The 18,567-nt window shown below is 67.1% G+C and carries 15 protein-coding genes; 8 read left to right on the top strand and 7 right to left on the bottom strand.

Annotation, left to right across the window (positions count from 1 at the left end):
• Nucleotides 1–43 precede the first annotated feature (43 nt).
• Both B3098_RS01160 and B3098_RS01155 read right to left on the bottom strand, forming a co-directional pair.
• Complete coding sequence (locus tag B3098_RS01160; protein WP_286890192.1) at nucleotides 44–673, bottom strand: HutD family protein; 630 nt, start codon at nucleotides 671–673, stop codon at nucleotides 44–46.
• A complete protein-coding gene (locus B3098_RS01155) occupies nucleotides 657–1,844 on the bottom strand; it encodes an NAD(P)/FAD-dependent oxidoreductase (RefSeq protein WP_286890190.1) in 1,188 nt (395 codons plus the stop codon). Before B3098_RS01155 ends, B3098_RS01160 begins: the two co-directional genes overlap by 17 nt.
• 203 nt (nucleotides 1,845–2,047) lie before the next feature.
• Here B3098_RS01155 and B3098_RS01150 point away from each other — a divergent pair, with 203 nt between their 5' ends.
• From B3098_RS01150 to B3098_RS01140, 3 genes are read left to right on the top strand one after another with little or no spacing between them, the layout of a single operon-like run.
• Nucleotides 2,048–3,046, top strand: coding sequence for an aliphatic sulfonate ABC transporter substrate-binding protein (locus B3098_RS01150; protein WP_279975427.1), 999 nt, complete (start codon nucleotides 2,048–2,050; stop codon nucleotides 3,044–3,046).
• Between the two features lie 18 nt (nucleotides 3,047–3,064).
• Nucleotides 3,065–3,835, top strand: a complete 771-nt coding sequence (locus B3098_RS01145; RefSeq protein WP_286890188.1) for an ABC transporter permease — start codon at nucleotides 3,065–3,067, stop codon at nucleotides 3,833–3,835.
• Nucleotides 3,823–4,611: an ABC transporter ATP-binding protein gene (locus tag B3098_RS01140; protein ID WP_286890186.1), complete on the top strand. Its 789-nt coding sequence runs from the start codon at nucleotides 3,823–3,825 to the stop codon at nucleotides 4,609–4,611. The genes B3098_RS01145 and B3098_RS01140 overlap by 13 nt, the downstream gene beginning before the upstream one ends.
• Here the strand turns inward: B3098_RS01140 and B3098_RS01135 are convergent.
• Nucleotides 4,608–5,645 carry a LysR substrate-binding domain-containing protein gene (locus B3098_RS01135; protein WP_286890185.1) on the bottom strand — a complete coding sequence of 346 codons (1,038 nt, stop codon included), beginning with the start codon at nucleotides 5,643–5,645 and terminating at the stop codon, nucleotides 4,608–4,610. The genes B3098_RS01140 and B3098_RS01135 overlap by 4 nt on opposite strands.
• 93 nt (nucleotides 5,646–5,738) lie before the next feature.
• On the opposite strand from B3098_RS01135, the gene cydC reads away from it, so the two are divergent.
• Both cydC and B3098_RS01125 read left to right on the top strand, forming a co-directional pair.
• On the top strand, nucleotides 5,739–9,347 hold the full coding sequence (gene cydC / locus B3098_RS01130) for a thiol reductant ABC exporter subunit CydC (protein ID WP_286890184.1): 3,609 nt from the start codon (nucleotides 5,739–5,741) through the stop codon (nucleotides 9,345–9,347).
• A gap of 456 nt (nucleotides 9,348–9,803) precedes the next feature.
• Nucleotides 9,804–11,690 (top strand): ABC transporter ATP-binding protein, encoded by a 1,887-nt coding sequence (locus tag B3098_RS01125; RefSeq protein WP_286890183.1) that lies wholly within the window; start codon nucleotides 9,804–9,806, stop codon nucleotides 11,688–11,690.
• 150 nt (nucleotides 11,691–11,840) lie between these two features.
• Here B3098_RS01125 and B3098_RS01120 read toward each other — a convergent pair whose 3' ends face one another.
• The gene (locus tag B3098_RS01120; RefSeq protein WP_286890182.1) at nucleotides 11,841–12,473 is read right to left on the bottom strand and encodes a LysE family translocator; all 633 of its coding nucleotides are present in this window, start codon (nucleotides 12,471–12,473) and stop codon (nucleotides 11,841–11,843) included.
• A 132-nt stretch (nucleotides 12,474–12,605) separates the two neighbouring features.
• On the opposite strand from B3098_RS01120, the gene B3098_RS01115 reads away from it, so the two are divergent.
• The gene (locus B3098_RS01115) at nucleotides 12,606–13,088 is read left to right on the top strand and encodes an Lrp/AsnC family transcriptional regulator (protein WP_279973256.1); all 483 of its coding nucleotides are present in this window, start codon (nucleotides 12,606–12,608) and stop codon (nucleotides 13,086–13,088) included.
• A 166-nt stretch (nucleotides 13,089–13,254) separates the two neighbouring features.
• Here B3098_RS01115 and B3098_RS01110 read toward each other — a convergent pair whose 3' ends face one another.
• Entirely contained in the window at nucleotides 13,255–13,929 is a 675-nt protein-coding gene (locus B3098_RS01110) for a DJ-1/PfpI family protein (RefSeq protein ID WP_286890181.1), read from the bottom strand.
• 90 nt (nucleotides 13,930–14,019) lie between these two features.
• Between B3098_RS01110 and B3098_RS01105 the strand changes: the two genes are divergently transcribed.
• The gene (locus B3098_RS01105) at nucleotides 14,020–14,907 is read left to right on the top strand and encodes a GlxA family transcriptional regulator (RefSeq protein WP_286890382.1); all 888 of its coding nucleotides are present in this window, start codon (nucleotides 14,020–14,022) and stop codon (nucleotides 14,905–14,907) included.
• An 807-nt stretch (nucleotides 14,908–15,714) separates the two neighbouring features.
• Here B3098_RS01105 and B3098_RS01100 read toward each other — a convergent pair.
• Nucleotides 15,715–16,434 carry an SDR family oxidoreductase gene (locus B3098_RS01100; protein WP_286890180.1) on the bottom strand — a complete coding sequence of 240 codons (720 nt, stop codon included), beginning with the start codon at nucleotides 16,432–16,434 and terminating at the stop codon, nucleotides 15,715–15,717.
• Nucleotides 16,431–17,423 carry a Bug family tripartite tricarboxylate transporter substrate binding protein gene (locus tag B3098_RS01095; protein ID WP_279973259.1) on the bottom strand — a complete coding sequence of 331 codons (993 nt, stop codon included), beginning with the start codon at nucleotides 17,421–17,423 and terminating at the stop codon, nucleotides 16,431–16,433. The genes B3098_RS01100 and B3098_RS01095 overlap by 4 nt, the downstream gene beginning before the upstream one ends.
• A gap of 103 nt (nucleotides 17,424–17,526) precedes the next feature.
• On the opposite strand from B3098_RS01095, the gene B3098_RS01090 reads away from it, so the two are divergent.
• The gene (locus B3098_RS01090) at nucleotides 17,527–18,567 is read left to right on the top strand and encodes a cyclase family protein (RefSeq protein WP_286890178.1); all 1,041 of its coding nucleotides are present in this window, start codon (nucleotides 17,527–17,529) and stop codon (nucleotides 18,565–18,567) included.

Below are 18,567 nucleotides of genomic sequence, written 5' to 3'. Positions count from 1 at the left end.
TCAACGGACGCCCCAGGTTGTGACTGGGACGGCTGTAGTTTGGTCAGTCCGGGAAGCTTTTCTGGACCGTGATGTCCAGGATCACGGTGAAGTCGGTTTGCGTGGCTGGGGGGCCGGGGGTGGCGACGCCCGGCGTATCGACGCCCGGCGTATCGACGCCCGGCGTATCGACGCCCGGCATTTCCACGCCGCGCGTCATCTCGTATGCCCCCGCCGTCACCCGCACCCGCGTAACCTCGAGTCCGTCCGAGCCGGCCCGCAGCGCGCCGACCTCGCAGCAACCGGACGCCGACCCCGAACAGGTCACCGACGCCCTCGCACCGCCGCGCAAGACAAAGAGATTCAGCACCTGCACCGGTCCGCCCACCAACGTGGATTGCAGCAACGCATCGCCGCCAAACACCGCCGGTTCACGCAGCCGCAACGGCACGGCCGCCACACCCTCGCCTTGCAGCATCACGCCCTCGCCCGCCAGCACGACCGACACGCGGTCATACCCGGGAAACCGTGAATACGGGCCGTCGCGTTCGATATCGGCGATGCTGACGCGCCAGCGTCCGGCCGGATCAGCCGCCAGCGTGCGCGTGACACCCCCGCCGTTCTTCCACGGCTCGGGCGGCAGCGCCAACCAGCTGGCTTGCACCGGACCGCGCGGATCAGGAGACTGCGCCAAGGCCATACTTCCCGGTCAACAGCGCGCCGCGCTGAAAGCGCCCCAATTCGTAAGGCGTGAGCGACACGTCGGTCGCCAGACCCAGCGCTTCCTGCGCCAGCACGCGGCCCACGGTGGGCGACAGCTTGAAGCCGTGGCCCGAGAAGCCGAAGCCCACGATCAGCCCTTCGACCCCCGGCACACGGCCCAGCACGGGGTTCCAGTCAGGCGTCACGTCGTAGACACCGGTCCACGAAGACGCCAGTCCGGCGGACTCATACGCGGGGAAGCGGTCTGCCACCTGCGCGCCGACCTCTGCCACGTAGTCCAGCGGAATGTCGCCCTGCTCGGCGTCGCTCTTTTGCAGCGCCTCGCCGACGATGCCTTCGCTGACCAGCATCTGGTTGCCGCCGTAGCTGCGGCAATACAGCATGCCGGGCGAGGCCAGGTCCTTGAAGACCGGCATCGAATACGTATAGGGCGCCGCCTCGCATTCCAACGCCAGCACGGCATGGCGCTCCGGCACGACGGGCATCGCCACGCCAGTCCAGCCGGCAAGCTCCGGCGTCCAGATGTTCTGCGTGCTGATGACCAGCGGCGCGCTGTAGTCGCCTTCGGAAGTCACCACGCCCGTTACGCGCCCGCTGTCGATGATCAGGCGCTGGACGTTGACGTTTTCGCGGATGGTGACGCCGCGGCGGCGGGCGCCGCGCGCAAAACTGGTGGCCACCAGATACGCGTCCGCAAAGCCCGCCTCGGGCTCATAGCCGATCAGCGCGGCGTTGTCGAAGGACGCAATGGGCAGCAGCTCGCGCGCCTGCGCGGCATTCAGCAATTCCAGCGCGATGCCCTGCGCCTGCTGCTGCGCCAGCGCGCCGCGCAGCGGTTCCAGCTTGTCGTCGTCGGCGGCGGTGATCAGGTAGCCGCACTTGACCAGGCCGCACGAGGCCTCTTCGTCGCCCAGATAGCTGGCGAAATTGTTGAACACGCTCCACGAACGCTGGGCCAGCTCCACGTTCTCGCGCACGGAATAGTGCGTGCGCAGGATGCCGGACGACTGCGACGTGGTGCCCGCGCCGATGGTCTCGCGGTCCAGCACCAGCACGTTCTTCGCGCCGAGTTCGGCCAGGTGAAACGCCACCGAACTGCCGATCACGCCGGCACCAATCACGATCACGTCAAAACTTTTCACGACAAGGCTCCAAGGACAAGTGCGGCGAGTGTGGACCCGCCGTTTCGGAGCTGCAGAAATTTAAGCGCCGCTGATGTTGACCATCGCCGCTCCTTATATTCATGCCGCCGCCAGGCGCTCGGGCGAAAGTCTCGTCTGCCGCACCCCAGAGTGCCGGCGACATGGAATCTATCGGTCAATCTACATTCAAGTAGGGGAAAAATATGAACATGAATCGCCGCGCCATGCTGGTGCGCACCGCTGCACTTGCGGGCGCAAGCGCCCTGGGCTTTCCGATGATCGGCCGCGCCGCCGGCGCGTCCTACACCTATGGCGGCTCGGCCTGGCTGGGCCATTACTCCGCCTACATCGCGATGAAGACGGGGCTGTTCGCCAAGCAGGGTCTGGACATCAAGTGGCAGAGCTTTGCCACGTCGTCGGACCGCATGAGCGCGGTGATGGCGGGCAATGTGGACCTGGCGGGCACGGGCGTGGTGTCGTCGCTGGCGCTGATGGCCGCGGGCGCGCGCCAGTTCCAGGTCATCGCCACCCCCAACAACTTCGGCCGTGCCGAAGGCGTGCTGGTGCGCGACAACGTCAAATCCGTTGCCGACCTGAAGGGCAAGAAGATCGGCGTCACGTACGCCTCCAGCGCCCACGTGCTGCTGCTGGACGTGCTGCGCCAGGCCGGCCTGAATCCCGATCGCGATGTCTCGATCATCAATTTGCCCGCGACCAACCTGCTGTCTGCCTACCAGGGCAACCAGATCGACGCGGCCGTGGCCTGGACGCCGGCGTTTGACCGCATCAAGGCCGTGCCGGGCACGCACGTGCTGCTGGACGACACCGCGTTCTCGCTCTACAAGCAATACGCCATCACGCCCGGACCCGACGTACTGCTGACGCACGCCAAGCTGGGCAAGGAGAACCCGGACGCCGTGCGCAAATTCCTGCAGGCGGTGTTCCAGGCCAACGCCATGCTGACCAACCAGCCCGAGGAAGCGGCCGGCGTGCTGCTGGAACTGACCGGCCTGTCCAAGGACGAGCAGCTGGCCGTCATCAAGCAGACGCAGTGGTATTCGGCTGAAGACCAAAAGGCGCTGATGATCGAGCCCGGCAACTTCGTGAACGGCATGCAGAAGCTGGCCGAGATGTTGGTGTCGCTCAAGCAGATCGACCGCGCGCCCACCGTCAAGGACTGGGTCCAGTCCTCGTACCTCTAATCCCGGGACAGTCTGCCTATGTCCACACGTTCGTCATCCCGCGAAACGCGCCTGCTCTGGGTCAGCGTGTTTTCGCTGCTGGGTTTTCTGCTGATGTGGGAAGGCCTGTGCCGTGCCGGCGCGGTCGATCCCATCTTCCTGCCCGCGCCGTCCCAGGTCCTGGCGCGCGCGCTGTCCATGTCCGACCAGGGCACGCTGTTCTACAACGTGCTGGCCTCCACGCGCCGCGTCATGGTGGGCTTTCTGGCCGCCGTGGTCGTCGCGATTCCGCTGGGCATCCTGCTGGGCACGTCGAAGGTGGCGCGCGCCGTCTTCGATCCCATCATCTCGTTCCTGCGCCCCCTGCCGTCCATGAGCTGGATTCCGCTTTCGCTGCTGTGGTTCGGCATCACCGAAACGCAGAAGTACAGCATCGTGTTCATGGGGTCCTTCGTGCCCGCGTTGCTGTACGTGATGGAGGCCTCACGCAGCATCGACCCGGTGCTGGTGCGCGCCGCGCGCAATCTGGGCGCCAACCGCTGGCAGGTCATGCGCGAGGTGCTGTTTCCGGGCTGTCTGCCGCAGATCCTGTCGGGCATGAAGATCATCCTGGGCCTGTCGTGGACCTGCGTGATCTCGGCCGAGCTGGTGGCGTCCAAGGAAGGCCTGGGCTTCATGATCATGAACGGCAAGGAATTCTTCCAGACCGACACCGTGGTGCTGGGCATGGTGCTGATCAGTTTCACCGTGCTGGTGACCGATCTGTGTTTGCGGCTTCTTGAACGATGGGTGCTGGCATGGCAGCGATGAACGACACGATGATCCGGCTGACGGACGTCTCCAAGGCCTACGGCGAAGTGCCCGTGCTGGACAAGGTCAACCTGGAGGTCAAACGCGGAGAATTCCTGGTGCTGCTGGGCGCCTCGGGCTGCGGCAAATCGACACTGCTGAACCTGATGGCGGGCTTCATCACGCCCAACACCGGGTCGGTGGAGATCAACGGCAAAAAGGTCACCGACGTGACCGCCGCCTGCGGCATGGTGTTCCAGCAGTACGCGCTGTTTCCGTGGCGCACGGTGCAGGAGAACGTGGAGTTCGGCCTGAAGATGCGCGGCATGTCGCGCCAGGAGCGCGCGCCGATCGCCCGCAAGTTCATCGAGATGGTGGGCCTGAAGCACGCGGCGGAGAAGTATCCGCACGCGCTGTCGGGCGGGATGAAGCAGCGCGTGTCGATTGCGCGCGTGCTGGCCAACGACCCGGACGTGATGCTGTTCGACGAGCCGTTCGCGGCGCTTGATGCGATGACCCGGCAGGTGCTGCAGGACCAATTGCTGTCGATCTACGAGCAGAGCGGCAAGACCATCGTCTTCATCACGCACTCCATCGACGAGGCGCTGACCCTGTCGACGCGGATGGCGGTCATGGGTTCCAAGCCCGGCCGCATCGTGCAGGACATCCAGAACGACCTGCCGCATCCGCGCAGCGCGGACGTGCAGCTGTCGCCGCGTTTTGTGGAACTGAAGCGGGCGATCTGGGAGCGCGTGCAGGAGGAAGTGACGCGCAGCATGGAGTTGACGGCCGATTAACCGCGCCGCGTGCGCGATCCGGCTGGACGATCTTGATGCTCGGCGTGAACGTCATGCGGGGCAAGGCTGCCGAATACGCCGTCGGGGCTTTGCCACGCGCCTGTGCTGCGGCCTTCCTCGGCCAGAAACTCCACCAGCGCGGGCAATGAGGGATCCATCGGCCGGTTGGCGTGGATGCGCATGACATAGCCCCACGAGCCCGGCATGCGCAGATGCGGCATCAGCGGCACCAGCCTGCCGCTCGCCAGGTCTTCGTCGATCAGCGGCGCGCGGCCCAGCGCGATGCCCACCCCGGCCGCCGCGGCGGCCACCACGGTGCTCAAGCCGCTCAGCACCATCGGATCCTGCCAATCATCCGGCGCAATCCCCAGCCGGGGTCCCCACGTGCGCCAATCGGTCTCGGGGCTGTCGATGTGCTTTTCTTCCAACCAGCGGTGGCGCATGAACACGCGCGGGTCATTGCGGTCGGCCTCGGGCACCAGCGCCGGACTGCACACCGGCACCACGGTCTCGGTCATCAGCGGAATGTCGCCCGGCGCGGCAATGTGCGGCCCCATCGCGCGCACGTGCAGGAAGGCCAGGTCGATGTCCTGGGTTTTCCAGGCCGGATCCTGGCTGGCGTGCAGATACACCTGGATGTCGATGTCCGGATGCAGTTCGATGAAGCGGCCGATGCGCGGCGCCAGCCACAGCGCGGCCAGCGACGGGTTGGCGGACACGTTCAGGGTGTAGCGCCGCTTGCCGCGGGCGCTGGCCCGGACATTGCGGCAGGCGGTTTCCAATAGGGTCAAGGCCTGTTGTACGGAAGCCAGCAACGCAGCACCCGCCTCGGTGGTCTCGGCGCGCCGCACGGTGCCGCCCCGGCGCAGCAGCGAGGTTCCCAGGTCGGCTTCCAGCGCCCGCAACTGATGGCTGACTGCGCTTTTCGTGACGTTGAGCTCGGCAGCCGCGCGGCTTAGGCTCCCTAGACGGGCCACGGCTTCGAAGGCGCGCAACGCGGCCAGCGGCGGCGTGCGGGTAGAGGAATCGGACATCGGTTGAGTTTATCTCAACCCTTGATTGAAAATTCATCGCTTTCGCACGCGCGCCGGATCGGGGACGATGCAGGCTCTGGATGGAGTAATGCTATGTATTTCGATTCGAGGCTGTGGCGTCTGACCGAGGGTCTGCGTGCCGGCATGGCGGGCGGCATCTTCCTGGGCCTGTTGGCGCTGGCGGCCGGGATTGCACGGTACGTGTTCCTGGGGCAGTTGCTCGCACGCGTGTTCGACGGGGCACCGTGGCAGGAATGGGCAATGCCCGCGCTATGCGTGGCGGCCATGGTGCTGCTGCGGGCGTTACTGGACGACTGGCGCACGGTGCAGGCCAACCGCACATCCGCTGCCATCCAGCACACGCTGCGCGCGAAGCTGTATGACCGCATCGTCGCGTTGGGACCGGCATGGTTCGCCAACCAGCGCACTGGCGGCGTCATGCTGACCGTGGTGGACGGCGTCGAACAGTTGCAGACCTTCTTCGGACAGTATCTGCCGCAGGTCGCCATCGCGGCCGCCGCACCCTTTGCCATCTTTGCCGTCATCGCGTTCTGGGACGTGCCGACCGCCCTCGTCTTCCTGGCCGCCGCGCTTTTCGCATTGTTCGGGCCGATGGCCGTACACATGCTGGACCGCCGTGCCAGCCTGGCGCGCAGCCGGTCGCTCAACGAATTCGGTGAAGAGTTCCTGGACGCGGTCCAGGGGCTGCCCACGCTCAAGTCGTATGGCCAGGGCAAGGCCTGGGGCGAGCGGCTTGCCGCCCGCGCGCGCAGTCTGTCCGACAACACGTTCTGGGTGCTGTCCGTCAGCCTGCTGACGCGCGGCATCAGCGACCTGGGCGTGGCGCTGGGCGCCGCGCTGGCGCTGACGCTGGGCGCCTGGCGCGTGACCGCCGGCGACATGAGCGTCGAGGCGCTCTTGATCGTGCTGATGGCGGGCACCGAGATTTTCCGCCCAATGCGCGATCTGCGCGCGGTGCTGCACCGGGGCATGCTGGGCCAGTCGGCCGCCGCCAGCATTCACGCGTTGATGGATGCGCAGCCGCTGACGCCCGCCCCCGACGCGCGCGCCGCGCAAGCGGGCCCTGCGCGCCTGGCGCCGACCATCGAGTTCGACGACGTCGCCTTTTCGTACACGCCCGAACGCGCCGCCCACCGGGGCCTGGCGTTCCGCATTGCGGCGGGCGAACGGGTCGGCGTGGTCGGCCCCAGCGGCGCGGGCAAATCCACCATCGTGCGGCTGCTGCTGCGCGAATGCGTGCCGCAATCCGGCGCGGTCCGCGTGGGCGGGCACGACGTCAACGCGCTGGACACGCAGCTCCTCTTGTCACACATCGCGCTGGTCAGCCAGGACATCACCCTATTTCACGGCACCATCGACGACAACCTGCGTCTGGGCCGCCCCGACGCAACGCTTGATGAGGTGCGTGCCGCCGCCCGTGCCGCCAACATCGACGACTTCATCATGGCGCTGCCGGACGGCTACGCCACGCGCATTGGCGAGCGCGGCCTGCAATTGTCGGGCGGCCAGCGCCAGCGCGTGGCGATCGCCCGCGCCCTGCTGCGCGACGCGCCCATCCTGATCCTGGACGAGGCGCTGTCATCGGTCGACACCGAGAACGAGGCGCTGATCCAGCAGGCGCTGGACCGCCTCATGGCCGGCCGCACGACGCTGATCCTGGCGCACCGGCTGGCCAGCGTGATCGGCGCGGACCGCATCCTGGTGCTGGACCAGGGCCGAGTGGCCGAAGCCGGACCGCATGCCGACCTGATGCGCGAGAAAGGGCTGTACTACCGCCTGATGCACGAACAGGCGGCCGCGCACCGCAACCCGGCCGCCGGCTCCCTGCCCTCGGCGCAGCAGGCGGCGGGCCATACCGCCGCTGAGCCCGACGACGGCAACACGCCCTGTCCGGCCCTGCGGTCGCTGGACGCGGATGCCGATCAGGTCGGCTGGCGCGCCACACTGGGCACCCTGCTGTCGGTGGTGCGCCCATGGCGCGGCACGCTCATCGCGACCATTCTGCTGGGCGTGGCGCGTGTCGCCGCCTTCATCGGCGTGGGCGTGTTCAGCGCCCTGATCGTGGCCGCCATCCGCGACGGCGGCGATACCACCGCGCTGATCGTCGGCCTGCTGATCGCCGCGCCGCTGGCCGCGCTATTCCATTGGCTGGAATCGTGGCTGGCGCATGCGATGGCCTATCAGCTACTGGCCGACATGCGCGTCAAGCTCTACGACAAGCTGGAACGGCTGGCGACCGCGTACCTGCTGCAACGCCGCTCCGGCGATCTGGTCGCGCTGGCCACGCAGGACGTGGAGATGGTCGAGTATTTCTACGCGCACACCATCGCGCCGGCCATCGTGTCCGTGCTGGTGCCGTTGTCCGTGCTGGGTTTCCTGGGGTTCTACAGTTGGCCGGTGGCGCTGGCGCTGCTGCCGTTCCTGGCCTATGCGCTGGTCTCTCCCGTGCGCGGCCGGCGCCGCGTCGATGCATTGGGCGACAAGGCGCGCGAGGCGCTGGGTGAAATGAGCGCTCACACCACCGACACCATCCAGGGCCTGGCCGACCTCACTGCCTTCCAGGCGACGGGCCGGCGCCGCGATCAGTTCTTGAAGGTCGCCGATCACTATCGGGCGCGGCGCTTGGCCATCCTGCGCGACCTGTCCCGCCAGACGGCCTGGTTTGAAATCGCGATGGGCTTGGGCGGACTCGCGGTGGCTGTCGTGGGCGCGCTGCAGGTGCAGGCCGGCACGCTGGCGGCCGGCATGCTGCCGCTACTGGTGCTGATCGCGCTGGCGACGTTCCTGCCGGTGTCGGAGATCTCGCAGGTCAGCCGGCAACTGGCCGACACCATCGCCGCCACGCGCCGCCTGCACGTGGTGGCCACCGAACCCGAACCGGTCGTGGACGGCCCCCTGCCCGCGCCGGTGGCGCCGCATGGCCTGTCGCTCGCGTTCGAGCGCGTCAGCTTCGCCTACCCCGGCAAGCGCCAGGACACGCTGCGGCAGCTTAGCTTCACCGCGCCTGCCGGCGCCACGGTGGCGATCGTCGGCGCCTCGGGCGCGGGCAAGAGCACGGTGGCCAGCCTGTTGCTGCGCTTCTGGGATCCCCGCGAAGGCGCGGTCAAGCTGGACGGCGTGGACGTGCGCCAACTCCAGCTCGACGGCCTGCGCGAGCGCGTGGCGCTGGTCACACAAGATACGTATCTGTTCAACGACACGCTCGAAGGCAACATCCGGCTGGCGCGTCCCGAGGCCAGCCGCGAAGATCTGATGCGTGCACTGGAACAGGCGGCGCTGGCCGACTTCGTGCAGCGTCTGCCCGAGGGGCTGGCGACGCGCGTGGGCGAACGCGGCATGCAGTTGTCGGGCGGTCAGCGGCAGCGCATCTCGATTGCGCGCGCCTTCTTGAAGAACGCGCCGGTGCTGATTCTGGACGAAGCCACGTCGCATCTGGACACGCTGTCGGAAATGCAGGTGCGCGGCGCACTCGACGTGCTGATGCGCCACCGCACGACGCTGGTGATTGCGCATCGCCTGTCCACCATTCGCGACGCCGACCTGATCCTGGTGCTGGACCGCGGCACGCTGGCCGAGTCCGGCACGCACGACCAACTGCTGCGCAAGCAAGGCGTGTATGCGCGGCTGGCAAGCCATCAGGGCGGGTATACCGCTGCGGGCGCGGCGTCGCTGCCCGGTTAGCGCGGCGGTTGCGCCGCTCGTTGTGCCCGCTGATCCGCTGCGATCGTCTTGATCGCAGCGTTTGCGACGCATGCAGCGTCGGGCGCATTTGCCGCATCCGCCGCGTTGAAAAAAACCGACATCGCATTCTGTCCCCACGCGCGGCCCGTTGATTCGCCTACATCACTTGGATAGAATCGGCAATTCGGGCCTCGCGCCCACTTCCTTTTTTCCCCTCACCCACCGACAGGGAGGCCGCATGATGTACCCCATGCCGAACGCCGTCCCGCGCGTGTCCCCGCGACGCCATTAAGTCGTCGCCCGCGCGGCACCATCGCCAGTTCACTACCTGGCGACCGGTCCGCCGTGCCCATTTGAACCCTTAACGCAGTTGCCAGCGCCCCTTCCGGCGCACGGCGTGTTTTTCCTCTTTCCTTACAAGGAACCTGGCGTGTGCTCTGCCGCCAGGCCATGGCAATGGCTAGAAAAAAAATCGATTTTCGAGGACAGGCCTTCAAGGATGTCCTGGGCTTTACCTTCCGCTATTGGGGCCGGCAGCCGCTGCGCATCGTCGTGATCGTGGCGCTGGCGCTGCTGTCCGCCGTGGCCGACGTGCTGACCCCGATGTACGCCGGCCGCCTGGTCGACGCCGTGGCATCGGGCGCGGCCGGCGACCAGCTTGCCTGGACCGCCGCCATCACCGCCTTCTGGCTGCTGGTTGCGCTAGGCGTGGGCGGGACGCTGCTGCGCCAGGCGGTGTTCCAGAACATCATCACCTTCACGCTGAAGATGATGAACGGCATCGCCTCGAATGCCTTTTACCGCGTGCAGCGCTTTTCGACCGACTGGCATGCCAACAGCTTCGCGGGCTCGACAGTGCGCAAGATCACGCGCGGCATGTGGGCGGTGGACCTGCTCAATGACACGCTGCTGGTGGCGCTGCTGCCGTCGGTCGTCATGCTGGTGGGCGCCACCGCGCTGCTGGGCGCGCATTGGCCGCTGATGGGGCTGGTCGTGGGCCTGGGTTCGGTGCTCTACATCGCCGTCACCGCCACGCTGTCGCTGGCGTACGTGGCTCCCGCGGCGCGCCTGGGCAATGCCTGGGATACGCGCATGGGCGGCGCGCTGGCCGATGCGGTCAGCTGCAACGCCGTGGTCAAAGCCTTTGGCGCGGAGACGCGTGAAGAAGCGCGGCTGGACCGCGTCATCGACAAGTGGCGCCGCCGCACGCGCCGCACCTGGATCCGCGCCACGTTCAACGGCGGCATCCAGGGCGCGATGCTCGTCGCCATGCAGGCCTCGATCCTGGGCGCATCGCTGCTGCTGTGGTCGCGCAACCAGGCCAGCGTGGGCGACATCACGTTCACGCTGACCATGTTCTTTGTGCTCCAAGGCTATCTGCGGGACGTGGGCATGCACATCCGCAACCTGCAGCGCTCGGTCAACGACATGGAGGAACTGGTGTCGCTGGAGAAGCAGCCGCTGGGCGTGGAAGACCGGCCGGGCGCGGGCGACATTGCGGTGACGGCAGGCGAGATCCGCTTCGAAGACGTGACGTTCCGCTATGGCGCGCACAACGTCGCGCTGTACGACCGGTTCTCGGTGCGCATTGCGCCGGGCGAACGGGTGGGCCTGGTCGGCCACTCGGGTTCGGGCAAAACGACGTTCATCAAGCTGATCCAGCGTCTGTACGACGTGAACGGCGGCCGCATCACCATCGACGGGCAGGACATCGCCCAGGTGAAGCAGGCGTCGCTGCGCGGGCAGATCGCGATCGTGCAGCAGGAGCCCGTGCTGTTTCACCGGACGCTGGCGGAAAACATCGCCTACGCCCGCCCCGGCGCGTCGCAGGCCGACATCGAGCAGGCGGCCCGGCTGGCCAGTGCGCATGACTTCATCAAGGCGCTGCCCAAGGGCTATGAGACGCTGGTCGGTGAACGCGGCGTGAAGCTGTCCGGCGGCGAACGCCAGCGTGTGGCGATTGCGCGGGCGTTCCTGGCGGACGCGCCGATCCTGATCCTGGACGAAGCCACGTCCAGCCTGGACAGCGAAAGCGAGGTGCTGATCCAGCGCGCGATGGACCGCCTGATGGAAGGCCGCACGACGCTGGTCGTAGCGCACCGCCTGTCGACGGTCCGGGCCCTGGACCGCCTGCTGGTGATGGACCATGGCCGCGTGATTGAAGAAGGCAGCCACGACGCGCTGATCCGCCTGAAGGGCGGCCTGTACCGGCGCCTGTTCGAGCGCCAGGCGCTGGAGCTGACCAAGGGACTGGATCCCGCGGAACTGCTGGAAGACGGCGCCGTCCCGCCGCCCGCCAAGGCTGACGAGGTCGACGCAGCGTCGTTCGCCTTCGGCAAGTAACGCAGGTCCGGTGCTAAGCAATAAGGCCCGGCGCGATTGCGCGCCGGACCTTATTTTGTTGCGGATTTCGACGCATAGGGCCGGTGTCTGACACCTCATTTGGTCTTACAAAACCATGGATGTCCTACTCCCCACAAGGTGCCGCGCACCTCAGGCCGGGCGATTGGCGAAGGTCAGGCGCAGGCCGAAGCCGATCAGGGCGGTGCCGAAGACCAGGCTCTGGATCTTTTGTGCGCGCGGGCTGGCGGACATCCAGCGGCCTACCGCGCCGCCCGCCAGCGCGCACAGCACGTCGAACGTCAGGCCCAATCCGACGAGGATGACGCCCAGCACGGCAAACTGCTGGCCAATCGGGCCGCGCTCCGGCGACACGAACTGCGGCAGGAGCACCGAGCAGAACAGCAAGGCCTTGGGGTTGAGCACATTGGTGAGCACGCCGCTCATCAGCGCGGGTCCCCAGCCTGCATGGCGCGGCGCGGCCTCCCCGTCCAAAGCCGGAACGGCAAGCGGCGCGCGCAAGAGACGGATCCCCAGCCACACCAGATAGCAGCCGCCCACCGTGCGCGCCGCGTCGAACGCCCAGGGGTGCGTCTTGAACAAGGCCGCCAGACCCAGCGCGGCCAGCGTCACGTGCGCCGCACGAGCAATCGCCAGGCCCGCCGCCACCGCCAGCGCCTGCCCGCGACCGCGCAGCAGGCCGGTTTCCAGCAGCAGGATCATGTCCGGCCCGGGTACCACGTACACAATCAGCAAGGCTCCCAGAAACAACGCCATATCGGCCATGACCGCGCTCCACCGCAAGTTTTCAATGGCGAGATTCTAGAAAAAAGGGGCTGGCATGTGCTTGCCATTCTTGCCAAGTTGGATACCATTCCTGGCACAACCCACCAACCCAAGCCTGAATTCCCCACATCCATGCCAAAACGCCAACTTGACGCCTACGACCGCCGGATTCTGGAGGCGCTGCAGAAGAACGGCCGGCTCACTAACGTGGAGCTGGCGGACCAGATCGGCCTGTCGCCCTCGCCCTGCTTGCGGCGCGTGCGGATGATGGAAGAAGCCGGCGTCATCCAGGGCTACGAAGCGCGGCTGGATCCGGACGAGGTCGGATTGGGACTGACGGTATTCGTGGGCGTGAAGGTCGAGCGCCACCATGAGCGCGACGCCGAAATGTTCCGCAACGAGGTCAGCGCGCTGCCGGAAGTGATCGCCGCGCATCTGGTGTCCGGCGAGTCCGACTTCCTGTTGCAGGTCGTGGTGCCCGACCTGCGCGGATACGAGCAGTTCCTGCTGCGTACCCTGCTGAAACTGCCCGGCGTCAAGGACATCCGCAGCAACTTCGCGATCCAGACGGTCAAGCCGCAGAGCCCGCTGCCGCTGGACCATCTGGGGCGGTGAGCGGCGCAGCGATAAAGGCTGTTCCGCCCCTCTTCAAAGACAGGGGCGCCGCTGTGACGGCATGAACTTCGCCGCCACGGCATCGCCATCGTCGCGACACCTCACCCCCGCGGCATGGCCGCCGCCGACACGGCCGAATCGCCGCCCTCTTGCCATGTTCACGGCCTCACCGCATGGCCGCCGCCGCCCGATCCACCGCCGCGCTGCGTCGCGCGAATCGCGCCTGCGACATCGCCAGATAGCGCTCCACAATCGCCGGCTCGGACGTCTTGGGCGTGCCGCCCGGAAACGGCGGCTTCGGATCGTATTCGATCTGCAACTGGATCAGCTTGGCGACATCCTCGCCGCACAGCGACGCCACCACCTTCAGCCCCATGTCGATCCCCGACGTCACGCCGCCGGCCGTGAACACATTGCCGTCCACACACAGGCGCTCGTCGCTCGGCGTGGCCCCAAACCGCGCCAGCAGCTCCCGCGCCCGCCAGTGGCTGGACGCCCGCTTACCCCGCAGCAGCCCGGCCGCGCCCAGCAGCAGCGATCCCGTGCAGATACCGAACAGGTATTTGGCGCCCTGCCCCTGCCTGCGGGTGAAATCCACCCACGCCGGATCGACGATGGCGTCGTCCGTGCCAGGTCCGCCCGGCACGACCAGCAGGTCGCAAGGCGGCGCCGAGTCGATCGTTTGCGTAGGCACGAAGCGCAAGCCCCGGTCGCAGCGCACCGGCTCCATCGTTTTTGCGACAAAATCCACGGTAAATCCCGGCGCGTTCGCCAGCACTTCGTACGGCCCGGTCATATCCAGCTGAGTCAGCCCTTCGAACAAGACGATATTCACCTTCATGACGTTGCTCCCATGAAAACGCCAGAACCCAGCATAGGCGAACGCGCGCCGCGCGGTGCGCCAGAAAACGCGCCAATCGCGCCACAGCGCGTGCTGTTCGTGCTGTACGACGGTTTCCAGCCGCTGGACCTGGCCGGACCGTGGCAGGCGTTCAGCTCGGCCAACGAAGAATCGGGCCGCCAGCTATATGCCTTGAACACGATCGCGGCATCGCCGGTGGTAACCACCTGGGAACAAGGGCTGCGCATGCAAGTGGACGGCACCTTCGAAGCGGACGACGACGCGCCCATCGACATGCTGCTGGTGCCCGGCGGCCCCGGCGTGGATCGCGCCGCGGCGCACGGTGAAACCCGCGCCTGGCTACGCCGCCGCAACTACGGCACACGCCGCACCAGCAGCGTCTGCACGGGCGCATTCATCCTGGCCGCCGCCGGCCTGCTCGATGGCCGCGCCGTCACCACGCACTGGCGCTCCGCCGACCGGCTGCGCAAGCTTTATCCGGGCCTGCGCGTCGATGACGATCGCATCTTCATCGAAAGCGGCAAATACTGGACCTCCGCGGGCGTCACCGCCGGCATCGACCTGGCGCTGGCGCTGATCGAACGCGACTTCGGCGCCGCGCTGTCCCAGCAGGTCGCGCGGCGGCTGGTGGTCTTCATGCGCCGCAACGGGGACCAACGCCAGTACAGCCAGACGCTGCGGCTCCAGGATCGCGTGGCCGCCCCATTCCGCGAACTGGTCGAAAAAATGGAGGCACGCCTGTCGGCCCGCTGGTCGGTGGACGACATGGCCGACGCCTGCGGCATGTCGCGGCGCACCTTCCAGCGCAAGTTCGCAGCACACTTCGGCGTCGCGCCGACCGAAGTGCTGCGGCGTCTGCGCGAAGAGCGCGCCGGTGCCCTGGAGGGCTCGGGGAAGATGACGAGGAAGGCCGTCGAGCAACACGTGGGTCCGGTGCACAAGCGCCCCAGGCAATAGCGGTGAGGCTGCGTCCGCGGCGATAACGGCAAGGCTGCGTCCGAGCTTCGTAGGTCGCCCGACGCCGCGGTCCCCGTCGGCACGAGCGCCCACGATTGCGGTCCGGAGCCTTCGCTCCGGACTGCCCCGTTGTCATCCTCGTCCTCGCCTGCGGCGACTCCTACGGATTCCCTCGGGCGCATCGACGGCGCTCGTGCCGACGGGGACCACGACGCCGTGCTGCGAGGGTCTTTGGTTTGAGGCGCTGTAAGACCCGTGTTCAGGGCAGGAAATCTGCGGGGCCGCCGGGTTGCTGCCGCCCGGACGGCGGCAACCCGGCATTGGGCCGGTGGGACGTCGTGGCGGTGTGCGCTTGCGCGCTGGTGGGGATCAGGGTGTCAGACACCGAATTTATGACACTTACCCTGACGCAGAAGCACAAGCAGCCACGCGCGAAGCGTCATCGCCACGACGCAAGACAGCGCGTAAGCCAACGAAGGCCGCCCGCGCGGCCGCCCGGGGGCGGGCACCGCAAGACGCTTCTCTTCCACACCAGTGCGTGCCAAAACCTCAAGAACCCAACTCGCCCCAACGCCCTCGAAGATCAAGCAACTCGAGCCCGGTGTGGCGTGGGCCTGGGGCGGGCGGGGCGTTTAGATGCGCCCGAGGGAAACCGTAGGGAGCCGAAGGCGTACGAGGTTGACGAAGGGGGGGGCCGCCTAGGCCAGTCCGGAGCGAAGGCTCCGGACCGCAATCGGAGCCCCGCCCGCCCCAGGCCCACGCCGCACCGGGCGTCTCAAGAACGCCGACGATGGCCAGCAACGGCACTCAAGCTAACCCCACCGACATCCCCCCGCAAACATAAAGCACCTGCCCAGTCACAAACCCCGCCCGCGGGTCCAGAAACATCGCCACGGTATGCGCCACCTCATCCGGCCGCCCAACCCGCCCCACGGGAATCGCCGCCTCCAGCGCCAGCGTCTTCAGTGCCCCTGGCGGATTGGACTGGTTGAACAGCTCGGTAGCAACCGGCCCAGGCGCCACGGTGTTCACCGTAATGCCATCGCCCGCCAGCTCCAAAGCCCAGGTCCGCGTCATCCCCGCCAGCCCCGCCTTCGACGCGCCATACACCGACCGCCCGCCCTTGCCCAGCGCCGCCCGGCTGCCGATATTCACGACACGCCCGTACTTCGCCTGCCGCATCCCCGGCAATAGCGCCTGCATCAGCAGAATCGGCGCAGTCAGATTCAACGCCATCGTCCGCGCCAGTTCCTCCTGCGTAATGTCCTCGATGTTCGCAACCTGGATCATCCCCGCGTTGTTGACCAGATGCAGCACCGGTTGCTGCGCCGCCAACTCACGGCCCGCAGCAATAGTCGCCGCCGCGTCGCACAGGTCCACCGACCGGAACGTCTCGCCAGGCAACAATGTCTCGGGTGACGTACGGCTGAAATTGACGACCTGAAAGCCGTCATCGATCAGCCTCGCCACGATGGCGCGGCCGATTCCCCGGCTTGCGCCGGTCACGAGAGCGATGGGTGAATTCATTGCGCCTTGATTCCCTGATCCTTGATGAGTCCGCCCCACTTCTTGCGTTCGGCGGATTCGAACGCGGCCAGATCCTTGCCGAACAGCGTGCCCGGCTTCGCGCCCATCGTGGCGAAGTTGGCGGCGATGGCCGGCGTCGCCAAGCCGCTGCGGGCGGCGGCAATCAGTTGTTCAACTACCGGCGCGGGGGTATTGCGCGGCGCATACAACGCAAACCACGCCGTCACGTCAAACCCAGGCAATCCGGACTCGGCAACCGTCGGCAAGTCTGGCACCGACGGATCACGCGCCGCAGAAGTCACCGCCACCCCGCGCACCAGATTCCCGTCCTTGATCTGCGCCAGCGCGCCCGGCAGATTGTCGAACAGAAGGTCCACCTGCCCGCCCGCCACCGCCGGCAGCGATGCGGACGTGCCCTTGAACGGCACGTGCAGCATCGTCACCCCGGCCATGGCCTCGAAGTATGCCCCCGTCAGGTGCACCGACGAACCGATCCCCGGTGACGCGTAAGTCAGCTTCTTGTCCGTTGACTGCTTGGCCGCCTTGATCACGTCCGCCACCGTCTTGTAGGGCGACTTCGCGCTGACCGCGATCACGTTCGGCGTCGTGGACACCAGCGCGATCGGCACCAAATCGCGCTCGGGATCGAACGGCATGTTGCTGTAGAGAAACTGGTTGATCGTCTGCGTGCCGATCGTGCCCAGCCCCAGCGTGTAGCCGTCCGCCTTCGCCCGGGCGACGTAAGCCATGCCGATATTGCCGCCCGCGCCCGGCTTGTTCTCGACCAGCACCGTCTGCTTCAAGCCCGGCTGCAGCGCGTTGGCGATGGCGCGGCCAAAGAGGTCCGCGCCGCCGCCCGGCGGATACGGTACGACGACGGTCACAGGGTGCTCGGGATAGCCCGCGGCGTGGGCCGCAGGCAGCGCCAGAACGGCCAGCGCGGCAAGGGCGATGCGCCATCCGGCGCGCGGATGCTGCAATTGCGTCATGGTCTCGTCTCCTATCGAATCCGGTGATTGCGGATTTCTTTTTAAAGTACGTAAATACGTACTATATTCATAAGAACATGAAAAACCGACAGGAGACAAGCAGATGAAACGCTGGACGCAACGCCCCGAAGGTTCCACCTGGGGCGACTTCGGCCCGGATGACGAACTGGGCCGTCTGAACCTGCTGACCGAAGAAAAGGTGCTGCAGGCGGTGCGCGAAGTCCGTGCCGGCAAGGTCTTCTGCCTGTCGCTGCCGCTGGATCTGCCCGGCGGCAACCTGCTCAATCCGCGCCGCCACGCGCCCACCCTCAAGCCCACCTTCCGCGAAGGCACGCCCTATCTGAACTTTGCGATGTCGCAGGTACAGCCCGAAGCCATCGACGTGCTGTCGGACGATCAGGTCACGCTGTCGATGCAGTATTCGACGCAATGGGACGGCCTGTGCCACGTGGGCGCCATGTTCGACATTCAGGGCGACGGCCAGGCGCGCCGCGTCTATTACAACGGTTACGCCGCCGGCGTGGACGTGTTTGGCGGCGCCGATCCCGACAACTCGGAAGCCGCCTGCTGCCCGCCGGGCGGCTCGTATGCGCGCAAGCTCAGCGTCAGCCGCTATGCCGAAAAAGGCATGCAGGGCCGCGGCGTGCTGGTGGACTTGGCGCGTGCCTTTGGCCCGGGCCGCACGATCGTCGGCCATGCGCAGCTTCGAGCCGCCATGCGCGAGCAGGACGCCCAGCCCGAGCCCGGCGACATGCTGGTGCTGCGCACCGGTTTCGCGGAAGCCGTCGTGGCCATGAATGGCCACCCCGATCCGCACACACTGGAGCAGACGGGCGCGGTGCTGGACGGCGCCGATTCCGCGCTGCTGGACTGGATCACGCATTCCGGCATCGCCGCCATCTGCGCCGACAACTACGCCGTCGAATCGTATCCGGCGCGCACAGCCGGCCCCGGCCATTCCATCCTGCCGCTGCACCACCATTGCCTCTTCAAGCTGGGCGTGCCGCTGGCCGAGCTGTGGTATCTGAAGGACCTGGCCGACTGGCTCCATGCGAACGGCCGCAGCCGGTTCCTGCTGACCGCCCCGCCCCTGCGCATGCCCGGCGCCGTCGGCTCGCCTGTGACGCCTATCGCCACGGTGTAA

The sequence above is a fragment of the Achromobacter sp. UBA2119 genome, from assembly GCF_002331005.1.
In the GTDB taxonomy this organism is placed as follows: Bacteria; Pseudomonadota; Gammaproteobacteria; order Burkholderiales; family Burkholderiaceae_B; genus Achromobacter; species Achromobacter animicus.
Note: the sequence above shows the minus strand (reverse complement) of the source record. Positions and strands in the feature narration are given on the sequence as shown.

Bases quoted from the DNA above. Each gene is read 5' to 3' on its own strand.
- B3098_RS01090 (WP_286890178.1), top strand. From the start codon at position 17,527: ATGAAACGCTGGACGCAACGCCCCGAAGGTTCCACCTGGGGCGACTTC.
- B3098_RS01115 (WP_279973256.1), top strand. From the start codon at position 12,606: ATGCCAAAACGCCAACTTGACGCCTACGACCGCCGGATTCTGGAGGCG.
- B3098_RS01135 (WP_286890185.1), bottom strand. From the start codon at position 5,645: ATGTCCGATTCCTCTACCCGCACGCCGCCGCTGGCCGCGTTGCGCGCC.
- B3098_RS01125 (WP_286890183.1), top strand. From the start codon at position 9,804: ATGGCTAGAAAAAAAATCGATTTTCGAGGACAGGCCTTCAAGGATGTC.
- B3098_RS01095 (WP_279973259.1), bottom strand. From the start codon at position 17,423: ATGACGCAATTGCAGCATCCGCGCGCCGGATGGCGCATCGCCCTTGCC.
- B3098_RS01120 (WP_286890182.1), bottom strand. From the start codon at position 12,473: ATGGCCGATATGGCGTTGTTTCTGGGAGCCTTGCTGATTGTGTACGTG.
- B3098_RS01140 (WP_286890186.1), top strand. From the start codon at position 3,823: ATGGCAGCGATGAACGACACGATGATCCGGCTGACGGACGTCTCCAAG.
- B3098_RS01100 (WP_286890180.1), bottom strand. From the start codon at position 16,434: ATGAATTCACCCATCGCTCTCGTGACCGGCGCAAGCCGGGGAATCGGC.
- B3098_RS01145 (WP_286890188.1), top strand. From the start codon at position 3,065: ATGTCCACACGTTCGTCATCCCGCGAAACGCGCCTGCTCTGGGTCAGC.
- B3098_RS01150 (WP_279975427.1), top strand. From the start codon at position 2,048: ATGAACATGAATCGCCGCGCCATGCTGGTGCGCACCGCTGCACTTGCG.
- B3098_RS01110 (WP_286890181.1), bottom strand. From the start codon at position 13,929: ATGAAGGTGAATATCGTCTTGTTCGAAGGGCTGACTCAGCTGGATATG.
- cydC (WP_286890184.1), top strand. From the start codon at position 5,739: ATGTATTTCGATTCGAGGCTGTGGCGTCTGACCGAGGGTCTGCGTGCC.